This is a genomic window from uncultured Cohaesibacter sp. (genome assembly GCF_963556055.3).
In the GTDB taxonomy this organism is placed as follows: domain Bacteria; phylum Pseudomonadota; class Alphaproteobacteria; order Rhizobiales; family Cohaesibacteraceae; genus Cohaesibacter.
Genome location: NZ_CAUVYE020000031.1, coordinates 24,409 through 51,152, shown reverse-complemented (window position 1 = coordinate 51,152; position 26,744 = coordinate 24,409). Strand labels below are relative to the sequence as shown.

At 51.0% G+C, this 26,744-nt stretch carries 25 protein-coding genes, 1 tRNA gene and 2 pseudogenes; 16 read left to right on the top strand and 12 right to left on the bottom strand.

Annotated elements, in window-relative coordinates:
- Positions 1-430: 430 nt before the first annotated feature.
- The 11 genes and pseudogenes from ACHZB8_RS19800 (at position 431) to ACHZB8_RS19750 (ending at position 7,606) form a co-directional block, all read left to right on the top strand.
- Positions 431-847, top strand: a complete 417-nt coding sequence (locus ACHZB8_RS19800) for a DUF4145 domain-containing protein (RefSeq protein WP_316862857.1) — start codon at positions 431-433, stop codon at positions 845-847.
- On the top strand, positions 777-1,253 hold the full coding sequence (locus tag ACHZB8_RS19795) for a hypothetical protein (RefSeq protein WP_316862856.1): 477 nt from the start codon (positions 777-779) through the stop codon (positions 1,251-1,253). Before ACHZB8_RS19800 ends, ACHZB8_RS19795 begins: the two co-directional genes overlap by 71 nt.
- Positions 1,198-3,105: a type I restriction-modification system endonuclease gene (hsdR, locus tag ACHZB8_RS19790; RefSeq protein WP_316862855.1), complete on the top strand. Its 1,908-nt coding sequence runs from the start codon at positions 1,198-1,200 to the stop codon at positions 3,103-3,105. The genes ACHZB8_RS19795 and hsdR overlap by 56 nt, the downstream gene beginning before the upstream one ends.
- On the top strand, positions 3,102-3,749 hold the full coding sequence (locus tag ACHZB8_RS19785; protein ID WP_316862854.1) for a type I restriction-modification enzyme R subunit C-terminal domain-containing protein: 648 nt from the start codon (positions 3,102-3,104) through the stop codon (positions 3,747-3,749). Before hsdR ends, ACHZB8_RS19785 begins: the two co-directional genes overlap by 4 nt.
- Before the next feature lie 167 nt (positions 3,750-3,916).
- Positions 3,917-4,198, top strand: a complete 282-nt coding sequence (locus tag ACHZB8_RS19780) for a type I restriction-modification system subunit M N-terminal domain-containing protein (protein WP_316862853.1) — start codon at positions 3,917-3,919, stop codon at positions 4,196-4,198.
- Positions 4,179-4,358 (top strand): annotated as a pseudogene (locus tag ACHZB8_RS19775) (SAM-dependent DNA methyltransferase); the annotation flags it as partial. The gene ACHZB8_RS19780 and the pseudogene ACHZB8_RS19775, both read left to right, overlap by 20 nt.
- A gap of 67 nt (positions 4,359-4,425) precedes the next feature.
- Positions 4,426-4,611 (top strand): hypothetical protein, encoded by a 186-nt coding sequence (locus ACHZB8_RS19770; protein WP_316863374.1) that lies wholly within the window; start codon positions 4,426-4,428, stop codon positions 4,609-4,611.
- The gene (locus ACHZB8_RS19765; RefSeq protein ID WP_316862851.1) at positions 4,556-4,744 is read left to right on the top strand and encodes a hypothetical protein; all 189 of its coding nucleotides are present in this window, start codon (positions 4,556-4,558) and stop codon (positions 4,742-4,744) included. Before ACHZB8_RS19770 ends, ACHZB8_RS19765 begins: the two co-directional genes overlap by 56 nt.
- Entirely contained in the window at positions 4,741-5,382 is a 642-nt protein-coding gene (locus ACHZB8_RS19760) for an N-6 DNA methylase (protein WP_316862850.1), read from the top strand. Before ACHZB8_RS19765 ends, ACHZB8_RS19760 begins: the two co-directional genes overlap by 4 nt.
- Positions 5,379-6,674: a restriction endonuclease subunit S gene (locus ACHZB8_RS19755; protein ID WP_316862849.1), complete on the top strand. Its 1,296-nt coding sequence runs from the start codon at positions 5,379-5,381 to the stop codon at positions 6,672-6,674. Before ACHZB8_RS19760 ends, ACHZB8_RS19755 begins: the two co-directional genes overlap by 4 nt.
- Positions 6,671-7,606 carry a restriction endonuclease gene (locus ACHZB8_RS19750; RefSeq protein WP_316862847.1) on the top strand — a complete coding sequence of 312 codons (936 nt, stop codon included), beginning with the start codon at positions 6,671-6,673 and terminating at the stop codon, positions 7,604-7,606. The genes ACHZB8_RS19755 and ACHZB8_RS19750 overlap by 4 nt, the downstream gene beginning before the upstream one ends.
- On the opposite strand, the gene ACHZB8_RS19745 is transcribed toward ACHZB8_RS19750, so the two are convergent.
- The 11 genes and pseudogenes from ACHZB8_RS19745 to secA form a co-directional block, all read right to left on the bottom strand.
- Positions 7,603-9,702 carry a DEAD/DEAH box helicase gene (locus ACHZB8_RS19745; protein ID WP_316862846.1) on the bottom strand — a complete coding sequence of 700 codons (2,100 nt, stop codon included), beginning with the start codon at positions 9,700-9,702 and terminating at the stop codon, positions 7,603-7,605. The two genes, ACHZB8_RS19750 and ACHZB8_RS19745, sit on opposite strands and share 4 nt — an antisense overlap.
- A gap of 202 nt (positions 9,703-9,904) precedes the next feature.
- On the bottom strand, positions 9,905-10,573 hold the full coding sequence (locus tag ACHZB8_RS19740; RefSeq protein WP_316862845.1) for a hypothetical protein: 669 nt from the start codon (positions 10,571-10,573) through the stop codon (positions 9,905-9,907).
- Positions 10,574-10,577: 4 nt separating this feature from the next.
- Positions 10,578-12,002: an EH signature domain-containing protein gene (locus ACHZB8_RS19735; RefSeq protein ID WP_316862843.1), complete on the bottom strand. Its 1,425-nt coding sequence runs from the start codon at positions 12,000-12,002 to the stop codon at positions 10,578-10,580.
- A complete protein-coding gene (locus tag ACHZB8_RS19730) occupies positions 11,999-12,922 on the bottom strand; it encodes an OmpA family protein (RefSeq protein WP_316862842.1) in 924 nt (307 codons plus the stop codon). The genes ACHZB8_RS19735 and ACHZB8_RS19730 overlap by 4 nt, the downstream gene beginning before the upstream one ends.
- A gap of 8 nt (positions 12,923-12,930) precedes the next feature.
- On the bottom strand, positions 12,931-14,577 hold the full coding sequence (gene zorA / locus ACHZB8_RS19725) for an anti-phage ZorAB system protein ZorA (RefSeq protein ID WP_316863373.1): 1,647 nt from the start codon (positions 14,575-14,577) through the stop codon (positions 12,931-12,933).
- Positions 14,578-14,589: 12 nt separating this feature from the next.
- Positions 14,590-15,042 (bottom strand): hypothetical protein, encoded by a 453-nt coding sequence (locus ACHZB8_RS19720; protein ID WP_316862841.1) that lies wholly within the window; start codon positions 15,040-15,042, stop codon positions 14,590-14,592.
- A gap of 301 nt (positions 15,043-15,343) precedes the next feature.
- A pseudogene (locus ACHZB8_RS19715) lies at positions 15,344-15,902 on the bottom strand (DDE-type integrase/transposase/recombinase); the annotation flags it as partial.
- A 724-nt stretch (positions 15,903-16,626) separates the two neighbouring features.
- Positions 16,627-16,703, bottom strand: a tRNA-Arg gene (locus tag ACHZB8_RS19710).
- A gap of 257 nt (positions 16,704-16,960) precedes the next feature.
- Positions 16,961-18,112 (bottom strand): methyl-accepting chemotaxis protein, encoded by a 1,152-nt coding sequence (locus ACHZB8_RS19705; protein WP_316862839.1) that lies wholly within the window; start codon positions 18,110-18,112, stop codon positions 16,961-16,963.
- A gap of 69 nt (positions 18,113-18,181) precedes the next feature.
- The gene (locus tag ACHZB8_RS19700) at positions 18,182-18,706 is read right to left on the bottom strand and encodes a PAS domain-containing protein (RefSeq protein ID WP_316862837.1); all 525 of its coding nucleotides are present in this window, start codon (positions 18,704-18,706) and stop codon (positions 18,182-18,184) included.
- Positions 18,707-18,943: 237 nt separating this feature from the next.
- Entirely contained in the window at positions 18,944-21,622 is a 2,679-nt protein-coding gene (gene secA, locus ACHZB8_RS19695) for a preprotein translocase subunit SecA (RefSeq protein WP_316862836.1), read from the bottom strand.
- A gap of 272 nt (positions 21,623-21,894) precedes the next feature.
- Here secA and ACHZB8_RS19690 point away from each other — a divergent pair, with 272 nt between their 5' ends.
- The 4 genes from ACHZB8_RS19690 to ACHZB8_RS19675 all read left to right on the top strand — a co-directional run bounded on the left by ACHZB8_RS19690 (position 21,895) and on the right by ACHZB8_RS19675 (position 24,880).
- On the top strand, positions 21,895-22,719 hold the full coding sequence (locus tag ACHZB8_RS19690) for a peptidylprolyl isomerase (protein WP_316862835.1): 825 nt from the start codon (positions 21,895-21,897) through the stop codon (positions 22,717-22,719).
- Between the two features lie 133 nt (positions 22,720-22,852).
- Positions 22,853-24,097: a bifunctional glutamate N-acetyltransferase/amino-acid acetyltransferase ArgJ gene (gene argJ / locus ACHZB8_RS19685; protein ID WP_316862834.1), complete on the top strand. Its 1,245-nt coding sequence runs from the start codon at positions 22,853-22,855 to the stop codon at positions 24,095-24,097.
- A gap of 10 nt (positions 24,098-24,107) precedes the next feature.
- Entirely contained in the window at positions 24,108-24,545 is a 438-nt protein-coding gene (locus tag ACHZB8_RS19680; RefSeq protein ID WP_316862833.1) for a (deoxy)nucleoside triphosphate pyrophosphohydrolase, read from the top strand.
- 158 nt (positions 24,546-24,703) lie between these two features.
- Positions 24,704-24,880 (top strand): Flp family type IVb pilin, encoded by a 177-nt coding sequence (locus ACHZB8_RS19675; RefSeq protein WP_316862832.1) that lies wholly within the window; start codon positions 24,704-24,706, stop codon positions 24,878-24,880.
- A gap of 34 nt (positions 24,881-24,914) precedes the next feature.
- On the opposite strand, the gene ACHZB8_RS19670 is transcribed toward ACHZB8_RS19675, so the two are convergent.
- Positions 24,915-25,799, bottom strand: coding sequence for a methyltransferase domain-containing protein (locus ACHZB8_RS19670; RefSeq protein WP_316862830.1), 885 nt, complete (start codon positions 25,797-25,799; stop codon positions 24,915-24,917).
- Positions 25,800-25,918: 119 nt separating this feature from the next.
- Between ACHZB8_RS19670 and ACHZB8_RS19665 the strand changes: the two genes are divergently transcribed.
- Entirely contained in the window at positions 25,919-26,713 is a 795-nt protein-coding gene (locus ACHZB8_RS19665; protein WP_316862829.1) for a ComF family protein, read from the top strand.
- The last annotated feature ends 31 nt before the right edge of the window (positions 26,714-26,744 follow it).

Here is a 26,744-nt window from a genome sequence, read left to right as displayed (position 1 = left end):
TCTTGGTGAATGCAGCTCTACGTGGATAGATCTCGACCGAACCAGTTTTGCATGGTGTATAGTGATTTTTCAACCATGAGATGGTGATTTAACACTTTTGCCTGCAATATTTCTATTTGTCTACTTTTGGCTGGAAGCCATCAGGGGGGTGACAAACTTATGGTGCTCTGCTTCATCCGAATGTCTTGAATGGAGAAGGCTGCTTTCCTTTCGTGAAGCACAAAGAAAGGCCGGTCACGATTAGCCAGCCTTGGGGTCGTCGGTGGGATTGCTTTGGGTTGTCAGTCGTAGAGTGCTCGCATGAGTGGCGATGCGCGATTTCATGTTATCCGGCAAAGTTGTAGGAATTTGGCTTTCTGGTTGTGTCCACCGTTGACACCTCCTTTGTGGCGTGATCAGTTCGGGTATCGGATAAAGGGCAGCAGCCGTTATGACTTCCACGAACTTTGATCATTTAAAAAGCCTTAGCCCGCAGCTTCATAAGCTGGGCGTTTTGGCCGAGCGCTTTTTCAGCCAGGATGCTAACACATCACTCATGAAGAGCCGTCAGTTCATGGAGCTGATGGTTAAAGAGGTTGCGGCTTTCTCTGGGCAGTATGACGAGCAGCGACAAGAAAGTACTCACGACCTAATCAAGCGTTTGTCTGCACAACAGATTTTGCCGCACGAGGTTACCAGCGTCTTTCACGCAGTTCGCAAGCTCGGAAATCAGGCCGTGCATCAGTTTAATGGCGAAGCGCGAGATGCTCTTTCGGCCTTGAAGTTCTGTCGGGCTCTTGGCGTCTGGTACCGCTGGTCGTTCGGGAAAGATCCAAATTTCAAACCAGGTCGCGTTCGTTCCGCCTAAAGAGCCGGAAGACGCAAGCGCTGCCCTCAAGGAAGATCTTGAGCGCCTTCGAGATGAGATCAGGCGGAAGCAAGCGGCTCTGGAGGCTGCGCAGGTTGAAACCGAAGAGCTGAAAAGGGCCCAGGCTGCCTATGAGGAGATGGCCAGGCAGGCCACCGAAGATCTCGCGATCTGGGAAGAGACAGCCGCCGAGCAGGAAGCCAATGCGTTGGCCCTTGCCAAAGAGCTGGCAGAGCTTCAGAAGAAGGCCCAGACCGAACCGGAGCAAACGCATCGCGAGCGACAGCACGCATCCCGTAGCGCAGCTGCAAACCTTGAGCTTGATGAACAGGACACGCGCATTCTCATTGATGGCTCAGCTCATGGAAATGGGGTGGGAAGCGGACTCGACATCACTTCGCTATAGCCATGGAGCACGTCCCGAAGCAGGGAAAAACCGTGCAATTGCAGAATGGCCGACAGCGTCTGGTCCTGTCGATTATGCTCTATTTGTCGGCCTGATCTGTGTCGGTGTCATCGAAGCCAAGCGCGAAGCGCTGGATGTCCCTGGCGTACTGGTTCAGGCTCGCAGATATGCGCAGGATATAAAACTCGATCCCGAAAACCTTCACGCAGATGCACCCTGGACGCATGGTCTGGAAAATCCGTTCCGTGTTCCCTTCATTTTTGCCACGAACAGTCGCCCCTATGTGCGCCAATGGAAGAACAAGTCCGGGATATGGCACTGCGATATGCGCCAGGCCAGCAACAAGCCGGATGCGATTTCGCAATGGTTCTCGCCACAAGACCTTTTGCAAAAGCTCAAGACCAACGTGGACGCGACAGCCAAGGGGTTGGCGGAAGACAGCTTTGGAAAGGGGAAATTGCGCCCCTATCAGGAAGAAGCCGTCTATTCCATTGAAGAGGCTATCAGCAAGGGGCAGAAAGACATCCTCATTTCGATGGCAACGGGAACCGGCAAGACCCGGACCGCGATTGCACTGATGTATCGCCTGCTCAAGCATTCCCGCTTTCATCGCATTCTCTTTCTCGTCGACCGCCGCGCCCTGGGCAAGCAAACCGAAGATGCTCTCGAGACTACCGAGCTTGAAGGACTGCTGAACTTCGCCCAAATCTATGGTGTCGCTGGGCTTGGTCAGAAACTACCAGAGGCAGAGCAGCGCGTTCAGGTGGCGACCGTTCAGTCCATGATCGCACGGATCGAAGGCGAAGAAGACGTCAGCGCTCGCCCAACGCCGGGGACGTATGATTGCATTATCGTGGATGAGGCCCATAGAGGTTACACGCTGGACGCCGACCTCAAAGAAAGCGAGATTTCGTTCCGCAGCCTTGAGGATTATCAGTCAGCCTATCGTCAGGTGCTGGACTATTTCGATGCAGTCAGGATTGCCCTGACGGCAACTCCAGCGCTGCATACGCGTGAGATCTTCGGCCATCCGGTCTATCATTATGGCTATCGTCAAGCCGTTATCGAAGGATACCTCATCGACCATCTGCCGCCCCGACGCATCACCACTGCTCTTGCAGAAGCAGGCATTCATTTTGATGGTGGTGAAGAGGTGGAGATACTGGACCGCAAAACAGGTCAACTGGATTTGTTTGAGTTGCCCGATGATGTGGAGCTCGACTATGATCTGGCCCAGTTCAACAGCAAGGTCTATTCGGAAAACTTCAACCGGGCTGTCTGTCAGGCTCTTGCACGAGAGATCCCACCGAGTAAGCCGGGCAAGACGCTGATCTTTGCTGCCCGTGATGACATGGCCGATGATATCGTCCGGCTTCTGGTTGAGGAATTGCAGGACGAGTATGGCATCGATGAGGTGCCTGCTGCCATGGTGCAAAAAATCACAGGCAAGACGGACAAGCCACAAGACCACATTCTGCGCTTCAAGAATGACGCATTGCCGAAATACGTGGTGACCGTCGATCTGCTGACGACCGGCATCGATGTGCCATCCATCTGCAATCTCGTCTTCATGCGCAGGGTCAAGAGCCGCATTCTCTATGATCAGATGATTGGCCGCGCTACGCGCCTTTGCCCTGACATCGGCAAGGAACATTTCAAGATCTATGATGCCGTCGATGTCTATGCGGAATTGCAGGAGATGTCGGACATGCGTCCGGTTGTCACCAAGCCTGACCTTTCGCTCGGCCAGTTGGTAACCGACCTGTTCAATGCGCCAGATGATGAAGACAGGGATTGGGTGGCCGGGGCAGGTTATCGTCAAAATGCGCAATCTGGCAGGTCATATCGATGAGGAAACGCAGGGAGAGCTTTGAGCGCACGACGGGTCAGACAGCGGTCGCAGCCATCCACGAATTGTCCCGGAAATCGTCGCTAGAGTTGATTGACTGGCTCAAGGCCAATCCCCTTGCAGTTGAGCTATTGGAGCGCAGGCCGGTGAAAATCTACAAGGGCGGCGATGGTGTGACGATCTCCCACCATGATGATGAGCTGCTGCGCATTGAGGAAATCTTTGGCAAGAACACCAAGCCGGAAGACTATATTGAAGGTTTTGAGCGATATGTCCGCGAGAACATGAACAGCATCCCGGCGCTGATTGCCGTGACCCAGAAGCCCCGAGAGCTAACCCGCAAGGAGCTTTCAGAACTCGCCGGTCTGCTGGATGAGAAGCACTATTCTGAATCCATGCTCCGCGCAGCCTATGGCAAGGCGCGGAACGCGGACATTGCGGCCCACATTATCGGCTTCGTGCGTCAGGCAGCCCTCGGGGATCCGCTAGTGCCTTATCGGGATCGGGTGGAAGCTGCGCTTGAGAAGCTCTACAATTCCCGCGACTGGACCAAGCGTCAACGCCAGTGGCTTAGCCGCATCGGGCGGGCGCTCAAGGACAAGCCGGTTGCCGACCCCGACCCTGTTGGAGCACGGCTCTTTTGCTGACAAGGGGGGCTTTGAGCGCATCTCCAAGGAGTTTGACGGCGCACTGGACGAGGTTTTGCACGAATTCAACGAAGCTATCTGGGGGTCTCCTGCCGCGTGAGCTGTCCGACTCACTTTCCAACCGCTATAGCTTTATTCTGATTTACTAATTTGAAAACGGTCTCGCCATGAATGCAAATTCCATCGTCCAGAAACTCTGGCGTCTCTGCGCTGTTCTCCGCAAGGACGGCATCACCTATCAGCAGTATGTGACCGAGCTTACCTATCTGCTGTTCCTCAAGATGATGGCAGAGCGAGGCCGGGAAGAGGGGCAACATCCCCGAGGAATATCGCTGGGAGGCTTTGGCCAAGGCGGAACCGCTGCAAAAACTGCGGCTCTATCGCGAAGCCCTCACCAAGCTGGGCGACCCGGAGGGCGGACATCCGCGCATGGTGCAGGCGATTTTTGACAATGCGTCGACCTTCATTCGCGAGCCGCAAAATCTGACGACCATCATCACCGCAATTGATGATCTGGATTGGTATTCCGAAGAGCGCGACCAGTTTGGCGATCTTTACGAAGGCCTGTTGCAGAAGAATGCGGAAGAAACCAAGCGCGGCGCTGGCCAGTATTTCACGCCTCGCGTTCTCATCCATGTGCTGGTTGAGCTGATGCAGCCACAGGCCAGGCGAGGTCATTCAGGATCCCGCCTCAGGCACCGGCGGCTTTCTCATTGCCGCAGACCGTTTCATGCGAGCGCGGACGGACGACTATTTCGACCTTGGCGAGAAGGCCGACTGGGCAGAAGCATCATGCCTTCCATGGTATGGAGAATGTGCCCGGCACCTTGCGTCTGCTTCTGATGAATCTCTATCTGCATGACATTGATAGCGAGCATGTGGATCTCGGCGACACCCCTATCAGACAAGGGGCAGCGGCTTGGCAAGGCAGATCTGATCCTGACCAACCCTCCGTTTGGTCCGGCAGGTTGGAGCGCCGACGCGCGACGACTTGACGATCACCGCTTCCGTCTCCTCCTATCAGTTGCCCTTTGTTGAACATTGCATCCGCTCTCTGAAGCCCGGCGGTCGGGCGGCGATTGTCGTGCCTGATAACGTGCTGTTTGAAGATGGTCGCGGCAAGGCCTTGCGCCAGATGATGATGGACTGGTGCGATCTGCACACGATCCTTCGGCTCCCCACCGGCATCTTCTATGCGCAAGGGGTGAAGACCAATGTCATCTTCCTCACCCGAGGGACCACAGACAGCAAGAACACTGACGAGGTCTGGGTCTATGACCTCCGCGCCCAGATGCCTAAATTCGGCAAGACCAACCAGCTGACCGAAACCCATTTTGCCGAGTTCATCAAGGCCTTTGGCGGCGATGCGCTTGGCCATGAACGGGGAGATAATCAGGGCGAGGAAGGTCGCTGGCGCTGTTTCACTCGCGAGGAAATCTCTGCTCGTGGTGACAATCTCGATATCTCCTGGCTGCGTGAAGCCGAAGAGGAAGCCGAAGACGGCCTGACCGAGCCGGAAGACATCGCCGCTTCCATTCTGGAGCATCTGCAAGCCGCCATGATCGAGATCGAGGCTTTGAGCGCAGAGCTTGGTGAGAGCGGGCAAGACGCCGAGCCGGAGGGAACACTATGAGTGAGCTGCCGAACGGGTGGGTTGAGGCTGAAATAGGTGGTCTTTGTGACCTGATAAATGGTAAAGCCTTCAAACCGTCGGATTGGTCTGCCGACGGTCTTCCAATCGTTAGAATTCAAAACCTAAATAAGCCAGATGCTCCTTATAACCGTTTCAACGGTGATTTTGAGGCAAAGTTTCTTATTGATGATGGCCAGCTATTGTTTGCTTGGTCGGGCACTCCCGGAACGTCATTTGGAGCCCATGTTTGGAATGGCGGCAGAGCTCTTTTAAATCAGCACATCTTTAAGGTGAACTTCAACGAGCGACACCTAGATAGTTCTTTCTTTCGGACGGCTATCAATCACAAGCTTGAAGAACTAATTGGCAAAGCCCATGGAGGAGTTGGGCTGCGCCACGTAACTAAAGGGAAGTTTCAGGAAACGAAACTCCCTCTTCCTCCTCTAGCCGAGCAGAAGCGGATTGTGGGGAAGCTGGATGCCTTGAGCGCGAAATCCGCCCGCGCCCGCGACCATCTCTCCCGCATCGAAACCCTCACCAAACGCTACAAACAAGCCGTGCTCTCGAAAGCGTTTTTAGGTAAGTTTGAACGAGTTCCTTTGGATGATCTGATGCTTTCGGTCAAAGCAGGAAAAAATCTTCGCTGTGAAGAGCGTCCACCATCCTCAGATGAAAAAGGTGTTGTAAAAGTTAGCGCCGTTACATGGGGCGAGTTTAAACCAGAAGAATCCAAGACGCTGCCTATTGACTTCGTTCCAAACAGCGACACGTTGATTAGCAATGGTGATTTTCTATTTTCTCGAGCCAATACAATAGAGTTAGTAGGAGCTGTTGTTATTGTAAAAAATGCTCCGAGCAATCTTTATCTCAGCGACAAAGTTTTACGTATTGATTTTAAAGAAAAGATCGAAGGTTGGCTTCTGTGGTATCTTCGTTCTGATGAAGGCCGCTCCGCTTTGATGGAAATTTCTTCTGGCAATCAGTTGTCGATGAGAAACATAAGTCAGAAAAATCTAAAATCTCTGCGAATTCCTTATGCCGAGGAAAGAGAGCGTGATGAAATCGTCCGCCGCATTGAGGCTGCCTTCGCCAGGATCGACAAGCTGGCGGCTGATGCCAAACGGGCACTGGCGCTGACCGACCGGCTGGACGAAGCCATCCTCGCCAAGGCCTTCCGTGGCGAACTCGTGCCGCAAGACCCCAATGACGAACCCGCCTCAACCCTCCTCGCCCGCATCAAAGCCGAACGCGCCGCCACACCGAAGGCAAAAAGAGGGAGGAAGAAGGGATGAGCATACCAAGCTATCAAGAGTTGATGGAACCCGTCCTGCGCTATGCCACTCATGGTGAACGGCGCGTTCCTGAGGTAGCGGAAAAGATCGCTGATGAGTTTCAGCTAACCGTTGAGGAACGTGAGGAGTTGTTTCCCAGTGGTCGGCAAAGAATTTTGCATAATCGCATCCATTGGGCCAAGTTTTATATGACGAAGGCTGGGTTGATCATTAGTCCTGCTCACGGACGCTTTACTGCGTCGGAAGAGGGCAAAAAGTTTTTGCAGAACCATGTTGGGCAGATTAACACAAAAGCACTTTTGCAGTTTCCGGAATTTGAAGATTTTTTCAATGCCAGCCACAAGCAAAATGGCAAAGATGAAGATGAAATAAGCCCCACTTCGGCTCAAGAAGATGATCACACAGCCACACCTGAAGAGCAGATTGAAGCCGCCTATCATTCCCTCAATGCAGCTTTGAGAGCGGATCTGTTGGATAGGATTCGAGACAACTCGCCAGCCTTCTTCGAATCGCTGATCGTCGATCTGCTGGTTGCTATGGGCTATGGCGGTTCGCACCGCAATGCGGCTGAACAATTGGGGCGTTCAGGCGATGGCGGCGTTGATGGCGTCATCAATGAAGACAGGCTCGGCCTTGACCGGATTTATGTTCAGGCCAAGCGATATGCAGAAGAAAACACCATTGGTCGCCCGGCTGTTCAAGCCTTTGTCGGCTCGCTCGTCGGCTTTGGGGCCAGCAAGGGTGTCTTTGTGACCGCCTCCAGCTTTTCCAAAGGCGCGGTGGACTATGCCAAAAACCTGCCTCAACGCGTGATCCTTATCGACGGAACCCGCCTTGCTGATCTGATGATTGAGCACGGCGTCGGCACCAGGGCACATCGCACAATCCAGGTGCAGAGACTGGACGAAGATTTCTTCTCCGAGGATGGCTAGTTGACCACTTGACCAAACAACGCTTGCGCGTCTGCTTCTCGAACTGGAGGAGCAAGCATGTTTTGCGAAAGGGTGCGTTTTCGTTCTAGCAGCTCGTGCAGTCGCACATCAAAGGAGCCGTCTTTGTAAGCGGGGTGGACCGCTAGTGGGATGTGGATGGTAACATCCTTCTTCTGACCAATACGATATGTACGGTCGTTGCACTGGTCCTCCACTGCAGGATTCCACCACCTGCTCAAGTGAATGACGTGATTGGCCGCCGTAATCGTAAGTCCTATGCCCGCAGCTTTAGGCGAAAGGATCATCACGGCAAAACCTTTCGGAAGAGCCTGAAAACTGTCGACATACTGCTGTCTTTTTTGTCCTGGCATTGCTCCGTTGATAACCGGCGGCTTTTGGTGAAGGCTGAAATGCTCTGATATAGCGGTTGCAAGCGCGTGTTGCATGGCAATATCTTCCAGAAAAATTAGAGCCTTCTCACCCTTCTTCTTTATTGCAGTCAGAATATCGAATGTTTTGGCTAATCGTGCAGATGCCAGTATCCAATTCTTCCTCTGAGCGGGATCATAGAGGTCTATGCCTTCAACGCTATCTGGATGCAATGAGACACTGCGCATTTTATGGAGGATCTCAAGCATGCTTTTATGCGATACCGACTTCCCCTTCGCATCTCCGATTAACTGTTCATATATCGATGCCTGTCGATCAGGCATCAGCACCTCATAAGGTGTTATGGTCTTGGTTGGGAGGTCCTTCGAGATCTGTTCTTTCATGCGGCGAAGCATGACCTGTGGGGCTTTGCCTTGTGGCTTGTCCATCTTTTCCTTCAGCTCAGCCAGAGCGCTTTCGCTTTCTTCGCCATAGATCTTCGAAAAGGTCTTCAGATCTTTCAAGTAGCCGGGTGCAATGCGATCCATGATGCACCACAAGTCTTCAATCCGGTTTTCGATTGGGGTTCCAGTCATGCCGAGAACGAAATCTGCATTGGCGGTTTTCGCTGTGCGCGAATTAATTGTATCCGGTGCTTTGATTTTCTGGATTTCATCGAAGATGGCAACTGAGAATGCGACCCTGGCAAAGCACTTATGATAAAGGGCGAGCGTGTCGTAAGTCGTGAGAATCCAATCAGCATGGCGTATCTGATCGATATCCAAAAGATCTTCGGGCGCTATGCTGCCATCTGACTTCCGTTTTATCGCTTTGAGATGGCTTCCAAAAACTTCACAACATTCACCAAGAGCGTTGGGCACAAGATGAATTTCGGCTTCCTTTTTCCAATTGCTCAAAAGCGCTGTTGGAGCGACGATCAAAATCGGTCCAGTCAGTTCTCTGACAATACTCTTCATGTTCGCCTTATTGGCGCGGATCCACGCTAGGAACGCCAATGCCTGGAAGGTCTTGCCAACGCCCATGTCATCGGCAAGAAGAACACCGGGCCAGCCTTGTTTCCATGCGTTGCAGATCCATTCAAAACCATCAAGCTGATGCCGCTTGGGGACGGTTCCATTAATCCAGACTTTAGGAAATGCCAAAGGCGTTCTGTTCGTTCTCTGTGAGAATTTTGCAGTATATTCATTCGCTTCCAGGTTTTCCTGAATAAGCAGAACACTATTATCTTTTTCTGGAAGCTGATTTTGCAGTTCCGCGTTAGTTGTTGGGTCGTCTGTTTCACGTTCCGGGTCTTCTCCACGCAAGCTTGCTAGCGCTTCTCCCACCTCATCAATGGCAAAGCTTTCTCCTTGGAAATCGACTTTGTCGTCCCCATTCGCTTTCGCATTTGTATAAGTGATCTCGAGTTCATCGATTTCTTCTGCGGAAGTATCGACCGTTTTACTGCCGATGGTGACCGGAAAACGCTCAGGAAGCCATTGGTTGGACTTTTTTGTAATCCAAGGCAGGCTCGGTTTTTCCCAAAGCCCTAATCCATGAACTCGATCAGAGTATTGGGCGGTTTCAACAAATATCGTTTGCGCCAATGCGTCACCGTCTTCCCCCAAAACCTGTGCGAGAACCGTTCGAGGATTGCGTAAAAAATCTCGTCTTTCTTTCTCAGGCCACCGCTTGGCTCTTTTTACGACATCAAGAGCTCTGCGCATTGGAGGATCTATCAGAACAAAACAGTTATTGCCTAACGAGTAAGCCGGGGGAGTGTCGCTGGGTTGGGTACTAAACTGCTGCTCAAATGTTTCTTCAAGCATTGGCGGCAGTAGAGTCGTAGCTTGAGAGGGCTCTGCGGCTTCTGATTGGCCAAAAGAGCCTTCATTCTCTAGGTCTGGACCGTCGTCCACCGCATAGAGCTCAGGATCTTGTCCTTTCGGTAGAAGAACAGGGGAAAAAATCAGGACCGTCCAGTGTTTCCTTGATATCAAGTGTCAGTGCTCCAGCCTGATAAATTCTTACCGCTCGAAGATAGTTGTCTGCCCTTATCTGCTGTCCCAGGTGCTCGCTTAGCACCGATTGAACTTTTTCCCAAATTGGAAGGCGTTCTCTGAAAGGTTTGCCAGTCGTTTGATTGAAGTGTAAGGCTGCCTCTTTAAGTTCGTAAAGTCGAAAAGAAAGCCGATGCCATTCTCTGCCGACTTTGAGGAATGGCCCTTTAAAGTCCGGATTAATTGTCCTTGAGCCGCTGTCTTGCCACTCGATACGAAGCAAACTATCAGAACTATCGACTCTACCCCTCATAGAAAGCTCGACTGAAAGTCCCGCTAATGGAGGAACGCCTAGCCGTTGAAGATGCACGTCTGGCAGTAGCAGCAGGCTTTCGGTTGGGATGAGTATGCCATCATCTTTTTGAAATGCTTCCGCCTCTGCGATCAGGTCTCTTAACAGGCGAAAGGCGGATAGATCTTTCTCTGAAAGTGAAGTTTCCCAGCTTTGAAATGGCAAAGCGCTTCCTTTTCCAAAGAGCGAACGCTTTTGGAATTGGATGAAGCCACCTTCGATCATCGGAGTGCAAATGAATGGCATTTTGTCAGACCTTGTATTTCGATTTGTGGATGCGCGTGTTTGTCATTTCGTAAATGCGCTGCGCAACAGCGTCCTGCCAGCTGTAAGTCTTGGGAGAGCTGTGCGTTTTCACCAGGTGATGTTTTGTCTTCAAATCTGCTGTCGAGTATTGGACTTCATTGGATTTGTACCAAGGCTTATATAGCTTGGGTGCTGTCGTGTCTTCAGCCGAGCTCCACACATTAACTTTGCCGTTGTGGCTCCAGTCAGAAACGATCCCTTGCCCAATCTGCAACAAAAGAACTGCGTGACTGTTTCGAGTCTGCTTGGTGCCTCCCCGGCGGAACCTACCGAACTTCACCTCGTCGCCGAAAAAGCGCCGGGTTTCATTTACACCATCGTCAGCGAACACCACCCATGCGCCTTTGATCAAACCATTCTCATAGATTGCCTCCCAGAAGGCTCGGCGATACTTCCACATATCCTTCTCAGTCGGTTCCGTTGTAATTCTATCAACAATATCAAGAAACTGTCGAAGAGACTGCTTCGTAAGCCATGAGATCACGACGTCTTTTATCTCCGCCATCTTTTCCCACCGCCCAGATTTAAGGCGTGGATCATCAAAAAGTCGGATGAGAATGTCCAGAAGTGGATCCTTGATGCTATCATCAGGAGATCCGCCTGCGGCAAGGACTGGTCGGACCAATGCTTCTGCTATGTCAATATCGAGTGATGGGAAAAGCTGCGAGCCCTTTTGATCCAGTGCGAAGAGTTTGACCAGCTCAAGTCTACGGTCATGTGAGCGTGTTGTATCTTTTGCAATGCGCCTCAAAATGCTCTTTGTGATTGCTTCGGCAAAGCCCGACTGAGCGCTCAAAGCGGACAGCCCGATTTCTCGCATTACCTCGGTTGCTGCTTTTCCCTGGGTGAGCGCCATTTGCGCAATCCTGTCAGGCCCATTCACAATGTCGTAAAGTGCAAAATTCTGCTGGAACTCATTCCAAGGAGAACCAAAGCTGGGTGCCGCTGCTTGCAATGTGCGGGAGATGATTGAAAGCCCGGGTCTGTCATTTCGGAACTGACTAAGATACGCAGTTGACAGCGCTTTAAACAAGCGACGCTTTCCTGATGAAACGATCAAATTGAGAAGGCGACGCAAAACGCCTTCATCTTCTGCCAACGCGGGCTTGGTCTCCCAGAGGCACCATATCGCTTGCCGAAGCTGCTTCTTGCTAACATCTTTGCCATTCTTCAGCCTCTCCCAAACGGCTTGGGCAATGCTGTTCAATGTTTTGACATCTGACCGCACGTTATCTATCAGATCTACCATCGCCATCGAAGAAACGGCCTTTTGGACATGTCCAACGTCAGGCAGCTTCAGGAATGTTCGCGGTTTCTGTAACCGGGACACTACATCGCGACAGGCTTGTTGCAATACTACTTCGGTCATTTTGCCCGTATCGTTTTCCTTAAAGTCGCTATTTCTGATTGCATTTTGTTGGTCAACTTTAGTACATCTCGAAGTCGGTCTGTCGGGTCGACTTGCATAACAAATCGGATATCAATTCGGCGGTTCTGCCTCAGCATGGCTCGTCGGGTCTGAGCATCAAGCACTTCATTATCTGTTCCGGGAATGGGGCGTGTGGATGCATAGCCTGAAACAGAGAGAATTTCTTTCCTGTCAGGATTTCGCATAGTGCGAAGCGCAGGTTCCTCTTTTGTCAAAGCACGATATGTCGAGACAGCCCGTTCGGTTGAAAGCTGCCAATTTCGTTTATCTCCAGCCTCCGTATCTGCCCCCTGTTTGTCGGTATGTCCTTCGACAAAAACAGTGTCAATTGCTCCTCCGGGAGGTAGTTCCCGACACGCTTCTTTTCCGTTTTCAATCAGGCAACTTGTGTATCCAGGTAGGACGCTATTCAGAACGTGAGCTACTTTTTGAACATTTAGTTGAGCTTCTGCATCCAGATTTGAACGGTTTGTTGAAAATCGAATTGCGTTTTCCGTCAAGCGCAACACCCCATTTTCAGGATCGATTTGAACTTCCAATCCAACCGCTTTCAGTTCTCGTTCGATATCATGCAACAGTCTGGTTCTTTCTCTTCTGGATTGATTGAGGTCTTTAAGCCGATCAGAGATTTGATCCTGCAAGGTATCAAGGTGGGTTGTCACTTCTTCTATTTTTTTAAGAATATCTTTCAGTTTGTCTTCTGATGTATCTGTCTGCTTCTGGAACTGAAGTGCGAATATCATGAGCATGATAATGAATATGAAAAGTATACCAACCATCATATCCGTCATGGATACAAAATAGTTTTCACCTTCTTCTTCTGGGAGGTTCCTTTGCTGAGAGTCATCAAATGCCAACATGTTCTAAGCTACTCCGGAGCAGATCGTAGAGCGGAACGCAGTTTCTCGACTTCTTCACTAAGCTCTTCCACGGAATCTCCGATGTCATTGACTCCGCTGTTGAGCTGAGTTACTGCATGGGCGAGGCTTTGATCAACATCGCTAGCATATCGGCTCAATGCATCTCCCTGCTCGATTGTGGCTTTTGATAGTGTTTCGACTGCACGACCCAGTTCTTCATCAATTCTTTGGAAGCGATTTTCATAAGAATCCCACATGGAAACCAACCTCTCTCCGTTCTTCTTGAGAGACGCGGCGAGCTCGCTTGATCCGGCTTGGCTGTATTGCAAGGCCTCTACTGCTTCGTTTAGTGAACTCTTGAAACTATTAGTCGTTTGGGCTATCTGGCTTGCTGATTGGGTAAATGGGTTTGTTGCATTACGCAATTCAGTCGCCGCCTTTGAAAAGACATCAGCAATTTGCCTCGTCTGAGAGCTTGCATCTCCTATTGCATTTGCTTGAGATGAAAGAGCACTCCTAGATTTTTCCAGTGAGGCTTCAAAGCGCTCGATCTCATCCCGAATTCTTTGCAGTGTTTCAGCCAAACCAGTCTTAAACGCTTCAGCAGCAGAAGCCGTAACCTCTGTAACGGTGGATACTGCACTTTTTTGTGCCTCTGTTATCGACTTTTGAGTTTCCTGAATTGAACTGCTTAAATTTCCCCCCAGGGAATTCATGCCTTCACTTAAATAAGCAACTTGACCTTCGAGTTTCTCCATTACCCGCCCCATTGCTTCTTCAATTTTCATTGAGGCACTAGAGGCAGCATTTCCCAAGTCCTCATCCAGAGCACTATTTGCCCGCTCGAATGTTGCTTGCATAGCAGCGACCATTTCTTTGAGATTGTCTCTGTTCGACGCAGCTCCGTCGTTCATTGATTGCGCTGCATCACGAACCAAGCTGTTGAGGTTTTCGGCTGCTTCGCTCATCCGTCGAGCAAAATCTTCTCCACTATTGCGGACGCCCCCCTGCATATCCGCCAGGGTTTGCTGCATCGTGGCAAGTGTTCCCGCAAGTTCTCTCAGTTCTGTGCCGGCACTTTCCTGAACGTTATTGGAGAATTCTTTAAGCATATCCGCTACGCCGCTTTGGCTGGATTCAGTTACCCTGTCCAAAGCATTGGAAATGCTCTGATTTACTGGGACCATAGCTTCAGAAAACGCGGAGTGTATTTGAGGGGAGATTGCTTGCCCAAGCTGCAAGTGAAACTTGTCTGAATTGATCTCTTTTAGTTGATTTCGCTGATCCTGCATAACCTCTTTGATTTCGTGCGCCTGAGACTGAGGGGGAATGTATTTCAGCTTTTCTTCGACAACTTCACAAAATGCGTTGAAGCTCATTTCAATCCAAATCGTGTAGAGTCTAAAAATGATGGAAAGGCTCAACGAGCATGCCAACCCGGCAATTGAAGTTGCGAACTTGAACGAGGCGATTTGCAGCAACTCGGTCATAGCATGTTGCATAACTGTTACGTCTTCGGCACCAGACGCTTCTCCAGCCTTATATAACGCCAGAACAATACCAGCAAAGGTCAGCAGAAGGCCCACAGCAACAAAGTATCCTGGGATCGAAGACAGCATTTTTAAGCCGATCAATTTTTCTCGAGCGACACCTATATTGATAAACGACTATGGTCTGACTGTATTTCTGAATATCTGCTGGTCGTACTCTTTCGGAGAGACAAGAGTTTCATCGAACTCTCTCCACGCAGCTCCAAACAAAGGATGCGATCTTAGCTTCGGATAAATATCGCGATTGTAGACTGAAAAAAACGCCTCAAGCGAAGGTTGTTGGCGCACCATTCGCCTAGCCCAACAAAGCGATCCAGCCAATATAAGCACATGACAAATCAGAAAGGCCAATGCAAATGCTGCAGCGATACTCACGACACCATAGGCTAACGAAAAAATGAAATCAGTATCGCTGAGCTGTTTCAATGCCAGTTCAGCGTCAGTTCCGACTAGTTTATATTGAGCCAAGTCAACTGCGAGCAGGATACTCTTTCCTAGTAAAATAAAGTCTACGTTGGAAAAGGTCTTATCAATACATGTTAGAGCCGCAACAAACAGTCCCCAGAACAAGATTAAACGAGTCCAAGGCCACCACACGAGTTTCCGAACTAAATACATTTTCGTACTAACATTTAATTTTGGTTGTAATGACTAAAGCGATGCCGAGAATTGTGTGTGCGGCGAAACACTTCAACGAGACGGTGTGGAACCACAATCGATTGAAGCAAATTATTTACAACCATGAATGGAATGTCAAGAAAACTCTTTTAAAATTAAGGAGTTGCACCTAAAGGAGTAGGCGTTTAAATGATATTTGTCACCCGTTTGCCGAGAATGGCTCGTTTTGTCTGTACAGATTGCAGCAGTCTTTTTAAGTGGATCTGGCTTGATTTCGTGCTGCGATGGCCAGCTGGGTTTTGTGGTTAAAGCTGACCTGATCCGGTGTCATCCGGCCAAGCAATGAATGAAGGCGGTTGACATTATGAAATTTCAGATATTTTCCAATCCCGTTTCTTGCCTCTGGCATATTGCGATAAGCGTGCAAATATACCTCTTCGAATTTGATGGATCGCCAAAGCCGTTCGACAAAGACATTATCTAGTCAAGCTCCTTTGCCGTCCATTGGGATGTTGATATTGGCATCCTTGAGCAATTTGATGAAGGCGAGCGATGCAAATTGGCTGCCCTGATCTGTGTTGAAAGTATTCGGCCTGCCGTTTTTTGCCATAGCCTCTTCGACAGCTTCAATGCAGAAGGCGGGGACAGACGCCAAGACAATACGCGTCGGGAGAAACAGTTCACCATGGCAGCCAGATAGACAAAACCTTTGGCTATTGGATGTAAATGATATCCATCGCCCAAACCTGATTAGGCTGAGTGCTGGCAAGGTTCCTCAATCAATAGGGGTAGATTTTGACTCCCGCAAAAGGATAATTCAGTCTTTCTCAAAGACATCAATAGACCTTCAAGAAAGTGTTCCCACCATTGCTTGATTTGGTTGACCTCTCAGCGATGCATGCCATCGCCTGTCGGAAACAGATGGATATCAATTTGTTGACTAAGCTCACTTAATGTCTGCTTCGCCACGAAGGGCTGCTTAGGCTACCTTGGATTGGAAAGCTGATGTGTGATTGCGTCTGGGACGTCGTGCCATTGTCAGTTCTCCTACAAAGGCAAAAATACAGGCCGAAAATCCACTCATGTCACCTGCTCAGCTTTTCTCTCTGAGAAGACCAATAGCGCACTGCAATCCAACAGACGAGTTGGAGCAGGAACGATTAAATCTCGCTGTGAAAACGTGGTTAAAATAATGCCTTAGTTTGAAACCACTATCTGGTTATCTCTTTTGGGGGATGCAACGGGGTGTCGCCTCCTGCCAAGTTTTTTGTAATACAAAACACAGCTTGTAGTGGCTAGATAAACCTCAAGTCTGTTAGCGCAACTTGAAGGTCAGCCGAAAAAGTTCGAACGTGCCGACACTTTTCTGCCAAGCCTTAAAATTTTTTTCCTTCCAAACACGCTAGATTCAGTTGGTGAGCACTTCGCAGAGGTCAAATTGGCAATATTTGTGATATCTGAATATACGGCGATTTCGAACCTGAAATACAGTTCTCATTCAACACACTAATTAAAACTGGAGAAGAAAAAGAGAATTGGCGCACCCGACAGGATTCGAACCTGTGGCCTCTGCCTTCGGAGGGCAGCGCTCTATCCAGCTGAGCTACGGGTGCTTGCTGTGGCCCTTTCCGGTGTGTCAAAGGCCGCTTCTTTGTTGGTCGCCCGGATGGGCATTCAAGGGAAGCGATTGTGACAGCTGAAAGACGCACAAAGTAGATATGTCGGCTTTCTTAGCTGATGCGTGGGGGTGGTGCAATCGAAAAGCGCTGTTGAGGCGAGGCTTTGTGAATATTCATCTGTCGCACCCGTCCTCAAGATGCCAACAGGCCCCGTTTCGCTCTGTTTCAAGCTCTGGTCGAGGTCGTCTGGCCTAGACGACCTTTTTGACCTCAACGAGAAATGTTTCGATCCCGGAGCGGAGCTTCTCGCCGCTGGTTGCGAGCTCTTGCGATGCCTGATACACGTCCTGAGCGGCGTTTGATGCCTCTCCGATGCTGCCATTGACAGAGGAAATATTGTCTGTGACTTCTGTTGTGCCGATCGAGGCTTCTTCAATGCGCTGGGCAATTTCGTTGGAGGCGATGCTTTGTTCTTCAACAGCTGCTGCGATGGCGTGAGCGATCTCCTTGGTGTTGTTGACGGTGTGCTCGATGCCCGAGATCGATTGAACCGCATTGTTGCTCGCCAGTTGAATATTCGCGATCTGAGCACTGATGTTGCTTGTCGCGTCGGCGGTTTGAGTGGCAAGCGCCTTCACTTCATTGGCGACCACCGCAAAGCCTTTGCCGGCTTCTCCCGCACGTGCCGCTTCTATGGTGGCATTCAGCGCCAAAAGATTGGTCTGGTTGGCGATATCGGCAATCAAGTCCATGATTTTACCGATGCTCTCGGCCGCAGATGACAGGCCCTTGATGTCGTTGCTCGTTTTCAAGACTTCCTGCACTGCGCTGGAGGTCTGTTCTGCTGACAGTGTGACCTGCTCGTTGATTTCCCTGATCGAGTTGGTCATCTCTTCGGTCGCTGCGGCAACTGCGCTGACATTTCTTGCGGTCTGCTGAGAGGCATTCTCTACAAGGGTTGCCTGGGTGCTGGAAGATTTCGTGATGTCATCCATGGACTTCGCAGATGCTTCAAGTTCGGTTGCCGCCGATGCAACAAGCTGAACGATGCCGCTCATTTGTTCTTCAAATTCTCCGACGATATCTGAAAATGAATGCACCCTGTCTTCCATTACGGTCATGGCCTCGTTGACCGTGCGACTGGCGTTGGCAAAGCTTCCCATCATGCCCTTTTCGGAAATCCGTCTGAAATACTTGTTTTCCGAGACATATTGGAGCGACGCAGAAGACTCGCGCAGGTAAGCGTCGGATCTGTCGATCAGATCGTTGATGGCATGCAACAATCGTCCAGCATCTCCGGTTTCGGTGATGTTGAGGATCCGTTGTTCGAAGTCGCCCCTTGTTGCGGCCTCTACCACGTCAATGGCTTTTTTTACGGCGCGTTTATACTGTGAATTGATCATATGTCCGGACTCTTACTCATGATGTTCGAACTCATGGGCGTTCGAAACGGATTGTTACTCTATTTCGCGCTACAGGGTTGCAACGAATTGATCGTAGGCCATGCCCTGTGATTTCAGGAAATCTTCAAGCATTTTGCGTGAGGCCTGCATGCCTTCTTTCCGATTGCTGTATTTCTTCTCCTCGGAAAGCAACTTCTGATAAATCGGTATGATTTTGTCTTTCACAATATCGCGGTTTGGAACACGCCTGTTTGAGTGATAGCTGACAATCTTGCCCGTCTTGTCAAAGCTTGGTGTGATGTGGGCATTGACCCAGTAATGGTCACCATTCTTGCAACGATTAACGACATAGGCGAAAATCTCGTCGCCGTTCTGAATCGTCTCCCACATCAGCTCGAAGACACATCGTGGCATATCCGGGTGTCGAATGATGTTGTGGGGTTGGCCAAGCATTTCCCGTTCGGTATAACCGGCAACGCGCTGAAATTCCCGATTGCAATAGGTCACGCGGCCTTTGAGATCTGTTTTGGAAACAATGATGTCGGACTCGTCAAAAAAGCGTTCCTTACCGGTAAGCGTGGTATCTTTGGCCATGTTGCATCCAGGGTGTTCTTATGGTGTCGCTATCCATTTTTTGGACATGTTTGATGAGTTTTATCACTCTGTGAGTTAATAGAGCTTTTACAGAGTGATTAGGTTTAGTTATTTTTGTCTATGATTATGACTGGTGTCAGGTAAAATTTAGGTAAAAAAGAAGGCCCAGAAAGTGATTACTTTCCGAGCCCTGTTGATTTTCTTGAATAGAAAAATATTTTAGCTATTTGTCGTGGTTTAACTTAGCTTTCCGTGGCAATGCTTGTATTTCTTGCCCGATCCACAAGGGCATGGCGCATTGCGTGACACTTTTCCGAATGGTGCCGCCGGTGTGCCCTGGCTTTGCTCACCGACAGCATTTTCGCCGGTTGCCGGATCGAGATGCTGTTCGTGCATTTCCGGCATTTGCTGTTGTTCGAAAGGATTGGGTTCTTCCTGGCGCAGTTGAACATAGGCAAGCTGCTGGGTCACGCCGCGACGCATATTGTCCATCATGGCCTGGAACAGCTCGAAGCTTTCGGTTTTATATTCCTGAAGCGGATCGCGCTGGCCATAGCCTCGATAGCCGATGACGTTGCGAAGATGGTCAAGAGCCACAAGATGCTCGCGCCAGAGATGATCAAGAATCTGAAGCAGAACTGATTTTTCCACCTGCCGCATGAGGTCCGGGGTGAAATTGGCGGTTTTCGCGGCAGCTGTTTCGTCCGCCGTCCGTTTCAGGCGTTCAATGATCTGCTCGTCGGCAATACCCTCTTCCTTGGCCCAGTCCTTGACCGGAACATCGAGATTGAGGATTTCCTGAACTTCTTTTTCCAGACCGTCGACATCCCATTGCTCAGCGTAGGCACGCTCGGGGATGTGTTTGGCAACGATATCCTCGATCACTTCGTGGCGCATGTCTGCGACGGTTTCGGCGACATTGTCGTCTTTCATCAAGTCGACGCGCTGGTCGAAGATCACCTTGCGCTGATCATTCATCACATCATCGAATTTGAGCAGGTTCTTACGGATGTCGAAGTTGCGGGCTTCCACTTTCTTCTGGGCTTTTTCCAAAGCCTTGTTGATCCATGGGTGGACAATTGCTTCGCCTTCTTTGAGGCCCAGTTTCTGGAGCATGCCATCCATGCGTTCGGAACCGAAGATGCGCATCAGGTCATCTTCCAGCGAGAGGAAGAATTTGGACCGTCCAGGGTCGCCCTGACGACCGGATCGACCACGGAGCTGGTTGTCGATACGGCGGCTTTCATGGCGTTCCGTGCCGATCACGAACAGGCCACCTGCTTCGATAGCCTTTTGTTTCTTGGCTTCGATGTCGGCTTTGATCGCGGCAATTTTCTTTTTGCGCTCTTCGCCCTGAATGTCTTCGGCGATTTCCTGTGCGATCCGCATGTCAAGGTTGCCGCCAAGCTGAATGTCGGTGCCTCGACCGGCCATGTTGGTCGCAATCGTGATGGCACCCGGGCTCCCGGCCTGTGCCACGATCATGGCTTCCTGCTCGTGGAAACGGGCGTTCAGGACCTGATGCGGAACTTTTTCCTTCTTCAGGCGTGCGGACAATTCTTCGGACCTCTCGATTGAGGTGGTGCCGACGAGCGCTGGCTGGCCGCGTTCGACACAATCCTTGATCAGTTCGATCAGTGCGTCATCCTTTTCTCGCAAGGTGCGGTACACCTCGTCATCGTCATCGGCACGCTGAATCGGCAGATTGGTCGGAACCTCGATGACCTCGAGGCTATAGATGTCCATGAATTCTTCCGCTTCGGTCTGGGCCGTGCCGGTCATGCCGGAGAGCTTGTCATAGAGGCGGAAATAATTCTGGAAAGTGACAGAGGCCAGCGTCTGGTTTTCCGGCTGAATGGCTGCGTGTTCTTTGGCTTCCAGTGCCTGATGCAATCCTTCGGAGAAACGGCGGCCCTCCATCATGCGGCCAGTGAATTCGTCAATGATGACAACTTCGTTATTCTTGACGATATAGTCCTTGTCGCGGGCAAACAGGGTGTGAGCACGCAGGGCCTGATTGAGATGGTGAACAATCGTCACATTCTCGATGTCGTAAAGAGATTCGCCCTGAAGCATGTCAGCTTCGGTAAGAAGTTTCTCGACGAATTCGGTGCCCTCTTCGGTGAAGGTCGCTGTTTTCTGCTTTTCGTCGACTTCATAATGCTCTGGAGACAGCCTGGGAATGAAGGTATCAATGGTGTTATACATTTCCGAGCGATCATCCAATGGTCCGGAAATGATCAGCGGGGTTCGTGCTTCGTCGACCAGAATGGAGTCGACCTCGTCAACAATCGAGAAATTGTGACCGCGCTGGACCATCTGATCCAGATCATATTTCATGTTGTCGCGCAGATAGTCAAAGCCGAATTCGTTGTTAGTGCCGTATGTGATGTCGGCGGCATAAGCTGCCTTGCGCTGTGCATCATCCAGTCCGTGGACAATGACGCCGGTGCTCATTCCAAGAAAATTGTAAACCTGGCCCATCCATTCGGCATCACGCTTGGCGAGATAGTCGTTGACCGTAACCACATGAACGCCCTTGCCTTCCAGCGCATTGAGATAGGCAGCCAGCGTTGCGACCAGGGTTTTACCTTCACCGGTTCGCATTTCAGAAATGGCACCGTCATTGAGTACCATGCCGCCGATCAGCTGCACATCATAATGGCGCTGGCCTAGCGTTCGTTTGGCAGCCTCGCGGACAGTTGCAAAGGCGGGCACAAGCAGTTTTTGCAGCTTGGTTCCATTTTCGAGTTGTTCACGGAACTCCACGGTCTTGTTGCGCAAGTCCTCATCGGAGAGCTGCGAGTATTCATCTTCCAGCGCGTTGATGGCTGCGACTGTGGGACGATAGACCTTGATGCGACGCTCATTTGCCGAACCAAAGACTTTGCGAGCGATTGCTCCGAGACCGACCATAGACCGGATCCTTCCTTCGAATTACCACCAGATTTTCATCGATGGCCATATTTGTAACGCAATTGCGGCGAGACTAGGCCACGAGTATGACACTCGTCCCGACAATATTATGAATGTCAACAGCCAGAAAACCGTTTTGACAATAAACTGCTCGGCTGACAGATAAGATTGGGTCTTTGTCTTGTCAACGCCAAGAAAGGCGGGTAGGTCACATGAGAGGCAGTTTTTTAGGTTTTTTCGTTCCAAAGTGAACAATGATAGGAAAGATACAGATGGTACGTGCCCATTTCACCCGGTCTTTGATGGCCGCAGCGACTTCTTTGTTGATGATTTGTGCAGTTGAGGGTGCCTCGGCTCAGGAGGCCGCTACGGACAGCGCAATTGCAACAGTCAATGGTACGGTGATAACCAGCTCCGATTTGAATTTCATTGCTGAACAGCTGGGTGAAAAAACCCATGAAATGACTGACGCGCAGAAGAAAGAGGCCCTGACTGACACGCTGGTCAATATGGAGCTGATTTCGCAAGAGGCTGTCAAACAGGGCCTTGACAAGACCGATGAGTTCGAACGTCAGGTCAAATTCCTCAAGCTTCGGGCCTTGCAGAATGAGTTTTTCCGCAAGAATGTCGACGAAACCATCACAGACGAAGATTTGAAAGCCGAGTATGACAAGCAGATCGCGGCCATGCCTGCCCAGCCGCTGATCAAGGCGCGCCATATTCTTGTGAAAACGGAAGAGGAAGCCAAAGACATCATCAAGCAACTTGATGGTGGTGCGGATTTTGCCGAGCTGGCAAAGGGCAATTCCACAGGTCCATCTGGCCCAAGCGGTGGCGATCTTGGCTATTTCACAAAGGGTGACATGGATGCGACCTTTGAAGAGGCAGCCATGGCGCTGGAAACGGGTGCCTACACCAAGGAGCCAGTGCAGACAGGGTTCGGCTGGCATGTCATTCAGGTCGAAGACAAGCGCGAAGTTCCAAAACCGAAATTCGAGCAGGTGCAGGACAATCTGCGCAGCTTGGTCGCACAGCAGAAATTTCTCCAGCTTCTGGACAAACTGCGCAGCGATGCCAAGATTGAGATTGCAGAATAATCGGTTTGATGTTGCTTATATTCGTTAAATAGAACTGGTATTTGCCAACATCACGGTTTATGGAGAGGGGACACAGTGGCCTTTTTATGGTCCGCCTGTTTTCCCTCTTTTTTTGACAGGAAGGATGCTTGCAATGGAACTCAAGCCTTCACCTTTTGCACCGACCGACTATCCTGATATGGACGCGCTAGATGGTTTTCGTCTCGGTGTTGCCGGAACTGGTGTAAAATACAAGGCTCGTAATGACGTTCTCGTCGTTTCGATGCCTGAAGGTGCAAGTGTTGCAGGCGTTTTCACGAAGTCAAAATGTCCGTCTGCTCCGGTCGACTGGTGCAAGGGGCATCTTGCCCAAGGCCGGGCGCGGGCGCTCATTGTCAATGCGTCCAACGCCAATGCCTTTACCGGTGCTGCCGGGGTGCAGACCGTCACTACGGTTGCTCAAGCGGCTGCCGACAAAGTTGGTGGCAAGCCAGAGGAAGTCTTTCTCGCGTCAACTGGGGTGATTGGCGAGCCTCTCGATCCGGCGCCGATCGTCAATTGTTTTGGTGCCCTGTTTGACGAAGGCAAACAGGATGCGTCATGGATGGACGCGGCCAGAACGATCATGACGACAGACACCTTTCCGAAAATGGCGACCGCAAGCGTCGATATCGACAGGGTAGAGGTTTCCATTTACGGCATTGCCAAAGGGTCCGGGATGATCGCTCCGGATATGGCGACAATGCTGGGCTTTGTCTTCACCGATGCAGTCATCGCGCCCGATGTCTTGCAAGCTTTGCTCAGCAAGCATGTTGAGACCTCTTTCAATGCGATTACGGTTGATAGCGATACATCGACCAGTGACACCCTGATGCTGTTTGCTTCTGGCGCTGCGGCAAAACGTGGTTGCCCCGCGATCGAAGACGCTGATGACAATCGGCTTGTCGCTTTTTCAGCCGCTCTTTCGGCCTTGCTTGAAGATCTGGCCAAGATGGTGGTGCGAGACGGTGAAGGGGCAAGCAAGTTTCTCGAGATTACCGTGACCGGTGCCCAGAGCGATGGAGCAGCCAAACGCGTTGCGCTTTCCATCGCCAACAGCCCGTTGGTCAAAACCGCTGCGGCAGGTGAAGACGCCAATTGGGGACGTGTCGTCATGGCGGTCGGGAAGGCCGGAGAGATGGCCGATCGCGACAAGCTGACCATTTGGTTCGGACCACATCGCCTTGCTTCAAATGGTGTGAGGGATCCGAATTACTCTGAAGAGGCCGCGTCGGGCTACATGAAGCAGGACGAGCTGGAGATTCGTGTCGATCTGGATATGGGGGAGGGGCAGGCCACGGTGTGGACTTGTGATCTGACCCATGGATATATCTCGATCAATGGCGACTACCGCAGTTAAGGGGCACGGCATGGTACCTGAAATCGAACGGGTCTCTTCGTCTGTCCGATTGCTGCTTGTCGTGGCTGTTGCGCTTGTGGATCCGGACAACCGGATCCTTATTTCACAAAGGCCAGAAGGAAAGGCTCTTGCCGGATTGTGGGAATTTCCAGGTGGCAAACTGGAGCCCGGTGAAAGGCCCGAAGAGGCTCTAATACGCGAACTTGATGAAGAATTGGGGATTAGGACATGGGAAAGCTGTCTGGCGCCCCTGACGTTTGCAAGCCATGCCTATGATGACTTTCATCTCATGATGCCGCTCTATGTCTGCCGACGTTGGGACGGGGTGCCTCATTCAAGAGAAGGCCAGGATCTGAAATGGGTGCGGGCCGGTGCCTTGCGCGATTTTCCGATGCCTCCGGCTGATCTGCCTTTGATCGCCCCGCTGATCGACCTGTTGGGTCCATAAGGTCTGAGTAAAATTTCCCGTTAATATTTTGGTTGCCAAATCCCGACAAAAAGGGGACTAGAAGTCGTTTCTTCGAGATTTTTTTACGTTTTTCGATAAAATCGTATCAAATAGTCGAGTAAAGGATGAGGTCTCACCCTAAACTGATTGGGATGGTTATGTTTCGAAACTTTCGCGATTTCATGAAAGATGAAAGTGGTGCCACTTTTCTGGAATATGGCATTCTTGTTGGTTTGGTTGGTGTGATTATTATTTTGTCGATTGGCGATGTGGTTACCGTTCTGACAGGTTTACTGGACTATTTGACCGAGGTTCTGAACGGAATTTTCGAATAGACATCTCCATTTATCTGCTTTCTTGTCGTTGATTTCACTCCGCAGACTTGTCACCCAAAGCTGTGGCCAGTGACTGTTGGGCGCTTCCCGGAGCGAGCGGTTTTTGCTGGCTTTCATGCGGTGACCAGCCGGATAGATACAGGATCTGGAAAGTTGCCACAAGACGCCCGTCAGGCTCGGAGAAGGTGTCCCTGTAGATCTCCGCGGCCCGATAGAGAATGTCTTTTCTGAGTGGCGTGCGGCTTCTTTCGTGCAAGACATTGGTAGCCCCCATGAAGCGAAGATCACGCATCAAATCAAACATGGTATCGTAGCGAACCGTGATCAAATCGTGATCGACGACCGGCAGCGCAAAGCCTGCGCGCTGCAATAGGGTCCCCATATCCCTGACGTCTGGGAAGGGACTGACGTGCGGGCTTGAGCCGGACTTCAGCTCGCTCTCAGCCATCAGGAAGGCCTGACGCAATTCTCGAAGGCTTTCCCGTCCCAACAGGCTGGCAAGCAAAAGGCCATCGGGAGCAAGGCTCTGGCGGATTTGATGTAGAAGGCCCGGCAAATCGTTGATCCAGTGGAGATAAAGCGGGGAGACCAGCAGATTGATGCTTTCGGCCTCAAGGGGCAGCTCTTCGCTCTCCATGACAAGCCCGGCATCTTCCGGTTGGAAAAAGACGGGATCCTGTTCAAGACGCATGACGCTTTCGGTTCCCTCTCTTTTTGAAAGAGCCTGAGCAAGGATGCCGCTATGGCCGCCCAATTCCACACATTTGGGAAAAGGGCGCAACGTGATCGCGAGGCGGTCGAGCAAATCCTCGATGGACATGGTCAGAAGAAAGTCACCCTGACGGCCAAATTTTCGATAGGCTCTCACGCGACGTTCCTTCAGAAGTCGTGTATCAAAGATTTGCGGTATATCAGTCATGCCTTGTCTCCTTTCGAATATTCATGTCTGATATGGCTGGGCTATGCAATCGCCTCGTTGATGCAGGCTGACCTTGGTTGCTCTGGCTGTCGCCATTTTGCGCATTTTTTGGGGGGCTTGTGGTTTTATTCTCAAAATTCCTATCCATTGAAAGGCCCGCGGTTGGCTGCGGGGTGCGGTCGCTTGCTCGAGGTTTGCTGGATCTGGTGATTCCTCCCCGTTGCGCAGGTTGTGGCAAGGTCGTGGAGCGGGCGAACCATTTGTGTGGTGACTGTTGGCACAAAATGGACTGGATCGTACCGCCCTATTGTCCGATCTCGGGCTTGCCCTTTTCTCATGATCTGGGGACGATGATTGTCGATCCCTCGGTGCTTGCAGTGCCTCCCTTCTATGATCGCGCCCGATCAGTTGCCCTTTTCGGCGAGACGGCGCGGCGTATGGTGCATCAGTTGAAATATCATGATCGCGTTGAACTCGCGACCGTGATGGGGCGTTGGATGGCGCGGGCAGGGGCTGACTGTCTGGCCGATCCGGAAGCACTTGTCGTGCCAGTACCTCTCCACAGAAGGCGACTCTGGCGCAGGGGCTTCAACCAGTCAGCCCTGCTTGCAAAGGTCATTGCAGAGGAAGCCAAGCGATCCTATTTGCCCGATCTTCTTCAGAGGACACGATCAACCCTACAACAGGTCGGTTTGAATGATGAGGAGCGCAGGCAGAATGTTGAAGGTGCATTCAGATTGTCTCAGCCGCACAAGCTGACCGTGGCCGGGCGAACGGTGGTGCTTGTCGATGATGTCTGGACGACCGGTGCGACTTTGGAATCCTGTTGTCGCGTATTGAGGCGGGCCGGAGCCAAGGAAATTGACATAATAACCTTTTCCCGGGTTGCCGGATCTTCGGAAATTCCCATATAAGATCGAGCCTAGAATTAATCAAAAGAAAGGG